Source organism: Paenibacillus sp. N119s, assembly GCF_059447605.1.
On record NZ_JCAJRU010000256.1, the window covers coordinates 1 to 6,841 of the forward strand.

At 43.3% G+C, this 6,841-nt stretch carries 11 protein-coding genes; 1 reads left to right on the forward strand and 10 read right to left on the reverse strand.

Features of this window, described 5'->3' with window-relative positions:
• Positions 1-622: 622 nt before the first annotated feature.
• The 3 genes from AC5V8P_RS21880 to AC5V8P_RS21890 all read right to left on the reverse strand — a co-directional run bounded on the left by AC5V8P_RS21880 (position 623) and on the right by AC5V8P_RS21890 (position 2,369).
• A complete protein-coding gene (locus tag AC5V8P_RS21880) occupies positions 623-1,315 on the reverse strand; it encodes a hypothetical protein (RefSeq protein WP_064796750.1) in 693 nt (230 codons plus the stop codon).
• A gap of 209 nt (positions 1,316-1,524) precedes the next feature.
• Positions 1,525-2,019, reverse strand: a complete 495-nt coding sequence (locus tag AC5V8P_RS21885; protein WP_064796751.1) for an ArpU family phage packaging/lysis transcriptional regulator — start codon at positions 2,017-2,019, stop codon at positions 1,525-1,527.
• Between the two features lie 110 nt (positions 2,020-2,129).
• Positions 2,130-2,369, reverse strand: coding sequence for a hypothetical protein (locus AC5V8P_RS21890; protein WP_064796752.1), 240 nt, complete (start codon positions 2,367-2,369; stop codon positions 2,130-2,132).
• 185 nt (positions 2,370-2,554) lie between these two features.
• Between AC5V8P_RS21890 and AC5V8P_RS21895 the strand changes: the two genes are divergently transcribed.
• Positions 2,555-2,857 carry a hypothetical protein gene (locus AC5V8P_RS21895; RefSeq protein ID WP_064796753.1) on the forward strand — a complete coding sequence of 101 codons (303 nt, stop codon included), beginning with the start codon at positions 2,555-2,557 and terminating at the stop codon, positions 2,855-2,857.
• Between the two features lie 83 nt (positions 2,858-2,940).
• Here AC5V8P_RS21895 and AC5V8P_RS21900 read toward each other — a convergent pair whose 3' ends face one another.
• The 7 genes from AC5V8P_RS21900 to AC5V8P_RS21930 form a co-directional block, all read right to left on the reverse strand.
• Positions 2,941-3,918, reverse strand: a complete 978-nt coding sequence (locus AC5V8P_RS21900) for a hypothetical protein (protein WP_064796754.1) — start codon at positions 3,916-3,918, stop codon at positions 2,941-2,943.
• A 2-nt stretch (positions 3,919-3,920) separates the two neighbouring features.
• Positions 3,921-4,445, reverse strand: coding sequence for a crossover junction endodeoxyribonuclease RuvC (locus AC5V8P_RS21905; RefSeq protein WP_231116834.1), 525 nt, complete (start codon positions 4,443-4,445; stop codon positions 3,921-3,923).
• Between the two features lie 5 nt (positions 4,446-4,450).
• Positions 4,451-4,609, reverse strand: coding sequence for a hypothetical protein (locus tag AC5V8P_RS21910; RefSeq protein WP_155762544.1), 159 nt, complete (start codon positions 4,607-4,609; stop codon positions 4,451-4,453).
• The gene (locus AC5V8P_RS21915) at positions 4,594-4,761 is read right to left on the reverse strand and encodes an HMG-box domain-containing protein (RefSeq protein WP_231116825.1); all 168 of its coding nucleotides are present in this window, start codon (positions 4,759-4,761) and stop codon (positions 4,594-4,596) included. Before AC5V8P_RS21915 ends, AC5V8P_RS21910 begins: the two co-directional genes overlap by 16 nt.
• A gap of 41 nt (positions 4,762-4,802) precedes the next feature.
• Positions 4,803-4,997 (reverse strand): DUF6906 family protein, encoded by a 195-nt coding sequence (locus AC5V8P_RS21920; RefSeq protein ID WP_064796757.1) that lies wholly within the window; start codon positions 4,995-4,997, stop codon positions 4,803-4,805.
• Between the two features lie 13 nt (positions 4,998-5,010).
• On the reverse strand, positions 5,011-6,297 hold the full coding sequence (locus AC5V8P_RS21925; protein ID WP_081276799.1) for a DnaB-like helicase C-terminal domain-containing protein: 1,287 nt from the start codon (positions 6,295-6,297) through the stop codon (positions 5,011-5,013).
• Positions 6,263-6,841, reverse strand: a 579-nt coding sequence (locus tag AC5V8P_RS21930) for a DnaD domain-containing protein (RefSeq protein ID WP_495473860.1), incomplete at its 5' end; no start/stop codon positions are given. The genes AC5V8P_RS21930 and AC5V8P_RS21925, both read right to left, overlap by 35 nt.

Genomic DNA, 6,841 nt, shown 5'->3' on the forward strand with positions numbered 1-6,841 from the left:
AAAAAGGCCGGCACATTGGCCGACCTGATTAACGAAGCTGAAAAGCTACGGTTCGTTCCTTATTTGATTTTCCACGATACAAATTTACCACATGAAGAGTCTAGTGGCGGGTCATAAAGCGGTCATTTTCCAGTCAAAAAAATTTTTTTTTGACTATATCGGTTGTCTCAAACTAAAAATGAGGTTAAAATTATCCACATAATGGGTTATTTTGAGAGGAGAATGATAATGTTATCAAAAAATGAATTTTCTCACACTATTAGGATAATTATCACAGCTTTACTTGCGACATTTTTGTTTATTGTACATCTTAACTTTTTAGGAATGCTCCTCGTTACTGCACTCATCTCCGATGCAATACTACTGTTCGTTAAAAAAAATCCTATATATCAAAAAAACATATCGAGCATAGGTCATTACTCTTATTTAGCTTCCCTTGCTTATTCTCTTATTATTATTCTTCTATATCAGTCGGGAGCTTTCACAGCCCAAAGTGCAATTATTATATTGTTCTTTGGTTTAATACTTTTATTCCCTTTGATTTCACTGCTAAGACTCATAAAGAAGTAAAAAAAGGCTTGGTGAAGAATTCTCACCAGGCCTCTTTTTTTAACCTATAAATTTAATATTGAGGTTCAACTCCACTTAATGGGGGAAGTGAAGCTGACCCTGGAATCGGCCAACCAAAGGTTAAGTATACACCATTTCCTTGATCCTTTATTTTAAGAAGTGCTGCTCCACCTCCAGTTATAACAGTTGAAAATTCCAATATCAGAGTTAAAACTTTTGCAGGAGCAGCAGGGATTCGTTTTGCAATAATTTCTGCTACTTTTGATGCTGTAGCACCTCCAGTTAATGCATAGATAACTTCAGTTGTTGTACTGTGACTTAACCAAAGTTCAAACCCCCACCAGAATGTTCTGACGTCATCTACTCCACCTCTTACAACCTGTGTACTAAATTCAGAGGTGTTAGAATTTCTGTAAATCACTTCATAACTACTGTTCACTGTTGCAAGCCCTTGTTTTATATCTTCGTTAACTACGCTCATCCACGCAGTAATTGATTGGGTCACCTCATCTGGAACCTTAACTTTATCTTTGTATGTAGTATCCAGATACAAAGTTCCGTCCTTTGCGGTACGTACGAAAGGTTGAAGATCATCAGTGTATTTTTTCACATCAACATTGGAAACTATATTGCTTTCATAATTATTTGGAGACTGTGATGCATAAGATAGAGTTGGTAGGACTGTACCAGAAAGTACCACAAGAGATGCACCAACTAAAAACGATTTTACTAGATTTTTTTTCATAATTTCCTCCCAAATGTTTATTTTTGTAATAACAATCCAATTATATGGTCTTAATACCATTTATTCAAGAGAATATTTGAAAATTTTTGCTCTAATTCATAAAAATAGTTCGCACAAAATAAAGCAGTCTAGTATATAGATTTTTTCTTCTTATAAGATCAAAAATCAATAATTGTATTAAAATACAAATATTGATTTTTGATTATATTTTAACTTGTAAAGTACTCCTTATCTATTTTTCCCTCTAGTGATGATGACATTTCAATATTAAGAGCTGCTGATAAAATCCATATCGCTTCACTTTTTAACCGACGGAATGTACTATCGCTAATCCCCATTTCCCCACAGCTGATATAATCAAACTCACCCTCATTGTCTAAATAGCTTCGCTGAATAACCTCTCGTTGCATACTAGACAGCTTGCTCATCGCCAGTTCCAGCAGCTTATCCTTTGCCTGAAATTCTGCTTCCTTATCCACGTTGTAAACAGCAATGTTCTCAGTCTGTTTGCTGATCGCATTAGTAGACTGATGCTCTCTATATGAATACGCCTGCGTAATCGCCGCCTCGCGCCTTACAAAACCAATCTGTCGATACTGCCGAATCATCTCCAAATATTCTTCCACCGCAAGGCGGGTAGCTTTCTCATCAATCGGCAGATTGTTAAAAGTCAGTTGTAAGTTGTTTTTTCTTCTTTTCCCCATCGTGTTCCCCTCACCCGTGGTATAATTTGATGAGGTTTAAAAGTGATGCCCCTGCGAGCCCGGCCAAGGAATGCGGGGGTTGTTTGTATTCTCGTGGAAGAAGAACAGCATCACATCTCTTCCTTTGCAATTTTCATCGTTTCTTGCACCAGTTGCTTCGCGTAACCCCCATTTGGTCTCGGAGCATCCAACACATCGTATATATCCTGTAAATGAAGCAACACACGCTCGTTCGTCCCTGCCTGCTGACGGTCCGATGCTTCCGGGTCAAAACCGAGCAATCGCATCGTATCATCCAGTTCCAAACGCATATCCATGAGCCGCTCTATCGCTGCGTTAATGTTTGCCAAGGTTCACACCTCCTTAGTAGCAAAGTCCTCTGAATTTCAAACTTTAGTCATCACTCTTCCAAGATGTTTACCGTAGTCGTAGACTTCTTAGTAGTTGTTCCATGTCACTCACCCTTTCAAAATTCTTTTTGGGAAATATGAATCTTTCTATTAAGTCTGCCGTTATAACAAATGAGGTGATATTTATGACGTATAAAAAAATAAAACGCTGGACGAAGACCGTTTTAAAATTACTTTTTATCGTGAATGTAACAGGACTTGTTGTTTTTATAGGCTATCTAATATTTGATGTGCTTACTGACAAAAAAGCGCTAGTTAGTACTCCAGCTGTTAACTCAATTGCATTAATATTAGGAATGCTTTCACTGCCGGGAATAGTTGTTCAACTGGTATCTCTGCTTAACATCAATGAGAAGAAAACTTTTTCATTGACTTCCAAGTGCCCTCATTGCAGACATTTGGTTGAAATGAAAATGAAAGAGGATTAAGATCATATGTTCCGTTTATAAAATGCAGGTGGCCGCCGTAGCCCGTGAGGGTAGGGGCCACGCTACTTTATGAAAGGAACTATTTACGCCGCTCCCCCGTTTTTCATTTGCTTGGCAACCATCTTCTTGTAAGCCGTCCATTTGGTAGTGATCTGGCCACTGGTCAAGCCGATGCTTTTAGCAATCTGCATCCACGTCTTGCCTTCTTCACGACGCTGTTGAAGCAAAGTAGGGAAATCAACAGGGATATCGTCAAAGGTAGGACGGACTTTCAGAATGTACTCTTCCAGCTCCTCCTTATCGACTGTCGTCTCGGAATCTGTGTCAGTATCAGGATTTGAGCTGCCCTCCGGCTTGTTGTTGTCCTCAGATTCATTTTCTTCAGTCTGCTCGGACGGATCAGTATTAGCACCTTCTTGCTCTTCCGGCTGATCGTCATTTTGTTGTTCTTCTTGCTGACTGTCTACTGGTTCCCCATCTTTCGGCGGTTCCGTATTGACTTGGCCTTGGCGCCATTCATCCCACTTGGCAGCCATTGGCGCGACCCGCTTCCGGTATTCATCCACCATAACTACAAACACACCCACACCCATACCAATGTCAGCAGCTATTTTCAGATAGGTGTCCCCATTGGCTAAACGCTCTGTGATTTCCAAAAAGTCATACTGCATGTCATCAAAGCATGGCGCAAGGCCGCTAAGTATAAAATCCTGAATAACTTCAAGGTCAATTTGCTCTGGATCAGCTTTAACTTCCACTTTCTCAGGAGGAAGCCCGAGATCCATGGAGAGCTGTTCCCCTTCTGGCTTCGCTACAGATACCACACCAACATCGTCCACGGTGTATTTCGTGATCGGCTTGCCCGTTCTGGCATTCTTCAAAACTTTGTACGTGACAATCTGTGAATCCAAACCTCCGATAACTTTAAGTTCCAGCATGCTTTGAAGCGTATTGTATTGGCCGTCCAGCTCAGAAGCTGGGATACTAATTGTAATTTCCGTTTCTTCTGATGACTTGAGATTGATCTTTTTAACCGTACCTTTGAAATTGATATAGCTCATCTTTAAGCCACTCCTTTAATGAAATTTTGATGATAGGCCCAGCAAAGTGCGATAGCGTCTGACGGATCGAATAAACGTTCCCTCACGTCCCCGATCTTGTACTTGCCACGTGGATCGTTTTTCTTGTACAGAACAGGAATGGCGATTTCGTCATAGTCGAGGTCGAACAACATCTGCATTTCCATGGCGACTGTCTCTTTATCCGCATTCCCTTTACCAGTCTGAATTTTGAGCTCCGAAGGACGGATGCCCACAATCGGCTTGTCCAAATGCAGGGCAGCCAAGGAAACAGAAGTATACGCCCCGACAAGTGCTAGTACACTGTTGGCATTTTTAAAGTGAACTGGACGCTCCAGTACAATCAATTCCGGTTCTTCCTGCTCGATCAGTCGGAATGTGTCTTGATAGATGGCGTCCAAAACACCAGGCATTGTAATTGACGAATAGTCCCTTAATCCAAAATCTATCGGCTTACCATTTCGCATTGTGGCCCAACCAGCAAAATTCGTACCGTGATCAATCCCCATAATCTTCAAAGCTGCTTCCCCCTCTTTTTACGCTTACGTGACTGTTTGGCCAGCAACATACTGTGTTCAAGGACAAATACCTCGCCTATCACCCTGCCGCTTCGGTCCCGTACAGTTTGCTTTAACTGAGTTTGATACATCGGGTCCTTTATCTGGCGCTGCATGACCTGTCACCTCCAGCGATAGGCCAGTCACCAAGAATCAGGCGAAATTCGGCCATCCCTTCGATCAGTTCGGTCTGGTCGATGTCCGGCAGCTCCTCGAGTAATTCCGATTTATTCGGAACTTGTCCAGTACTGACAAACCGATGTTTCATGTACTCATAGACGCTCCAGCGCGTCCAGCATGACGGCTGCATCAGACCCGTACCTTGTAAGGCTGCAATGCTCCATAGTGCATATTTAGCAGCCACCGCTTCCCTGAGAATTTGTTTAGCAGCACGACCCCATCTGCTGTTTCCCGTTCTGAGACCCAGTTGTCCAGTGTCACTCCTGGTCTGGCCTTTAGCAATCCAATCTTTTGCTTCTTGGTGAGTCGTTTCCCCTGTTTCATGTCCGTTCCTCCCCTACGCGATTTGTTGTGTCTCTTTCTCAAATTTGAGTTTCACTACTCCAGTAGGACCATTGCGTTGTTTTGCGAGGTTGATTTCCAAGATACCTGGGTCCGGTGTGTCAGGGTTGTAGTATTCGTCCCTATACAGCAGAAGGATATCGTCAGCAACTGCGCTGATTGCTGCGCTGCCTGATAAGTCTGAAACGAACGGCCTTTTATTCTGCCGGCTCTCCACATCCTGCTTGACCTGTGATAAACCGATCAACGCGCAATCACAGTCTTTTGCCGCCTTCCGTAGCTTCTGACAAACCCTGTGCAACCCAGAACCGTTGTTGTCGTTTCGTTCGGCAGGCTCAACTACTTCCTGCAAGTAATCTACAATGACCAAATCAAGTCCTTCTTGCCGCTTCAATCGGCGCATTTCGGAACAAATGTACTCCGCAGTCACGCCACGGCTATCGTCGATATGAATTTTTCGCAAAAACTCCATCTGCATAGAAATTCGCTCGATCTGTTCCGGTTTCAGATGCCCTGAACGTATAGCTTGCAGAGGAATACTGCACAGATTAGCTATCATCCGGTTATAAATCTGCGCCTTGGACATTTCCAAACTAAAGTCCGCAACCTTATGTCCTCGCTGGGTGGCCCGCATCTTAATTTCATTGGCGACGGCTGACTTACCCATGCTAGTTCGGGCTCCGATGACGACCAGGTTAGTACGCTGGAACCCTAGCGTCAGTCGGTCCAATGCTGACCAGCCCGTCATAATGCCAAGCGCTCGGGAAGGATCTTGCGTTTTAAGTACCAGGTCCTCGTACCACTGGATGATGTCATCAACCGCCGTATCCTTTAGCAAAGCTTTAGGCCGAATATCCAGTGAGCGCTGTTCAAATTCGTCCAGTAATTCCTCAAACCCGCCTGATGACAAATCCAAAAATTTGTCGCGGTATTCGCCGACCAAATCCAGCGCTTTACGACGAGCATCGGTTTCAATGAGCTGCCTGATATTCTGCTCCAGCATCGAAACTGCAACGGCAGAGCTGGCCAGTTTAGACAGGTAAGAAACTCCACCCACCTTTTCAAGATGCTTTTCGAATACCGTCACCAACATAGTCATGGATAGTTCCTGTTCAGTCCGATGTAGTTCTAGTATCATTTTCAGCAGATTGCGATGCCAAGGTTGTGTAAATAAGCTTGGTTCTAGTGTTACGGCGACTTCCCCAACAAGGGAGGGGTCTCGAAAAAAGGAACCTAATATTTCAGCCTCAAGTAACTCCGTATTCAGCAAGTCGCTGCTCATCTGCCTTTCTCATCAAGATCGTAATGGGGTCGTCTTCCCGAAGACCAACCTCTGTCGGTGAAGCCCGATCTACCCGACGCTCTATTTCTGGTCCACCACGTTTACGGTATCCTTCCAGCGTGCCACGTACATAAGCCAAACTCTTTTTATTCTGCCGAACGGCTTCACGCATGGCTTTTAGCAGCCACTCTCCGCCGTAATCGTCAAACAAGGTCCCAAGGTCCTCGCTTTCAAATTGGGTAACCTTTCCTGAGCCCGTAAAATTATTTTCGTAAGCGCGGTAGATATAGCCAAAGGAATGATCCGAAGGAATGTCTCCTCCCCCACCCCTTTGCTCTGTATCTAATTCCTGTACAGTATCTAAAGATGTAGTAGTGTTTTTTTTAATAATTGCTTTAAATATTGTTTTAGAGAGCCGAAATCCCTTGCTATGACAAGAAAAGTCACGTTTCACAGTTACCTTTTTAGTAACTGGTGAGTTACCTTTTTGGTAACTGAACAGTTGCCTTTTGTGTAACTGAGTTACCTTTTTAGTAACTCGGAT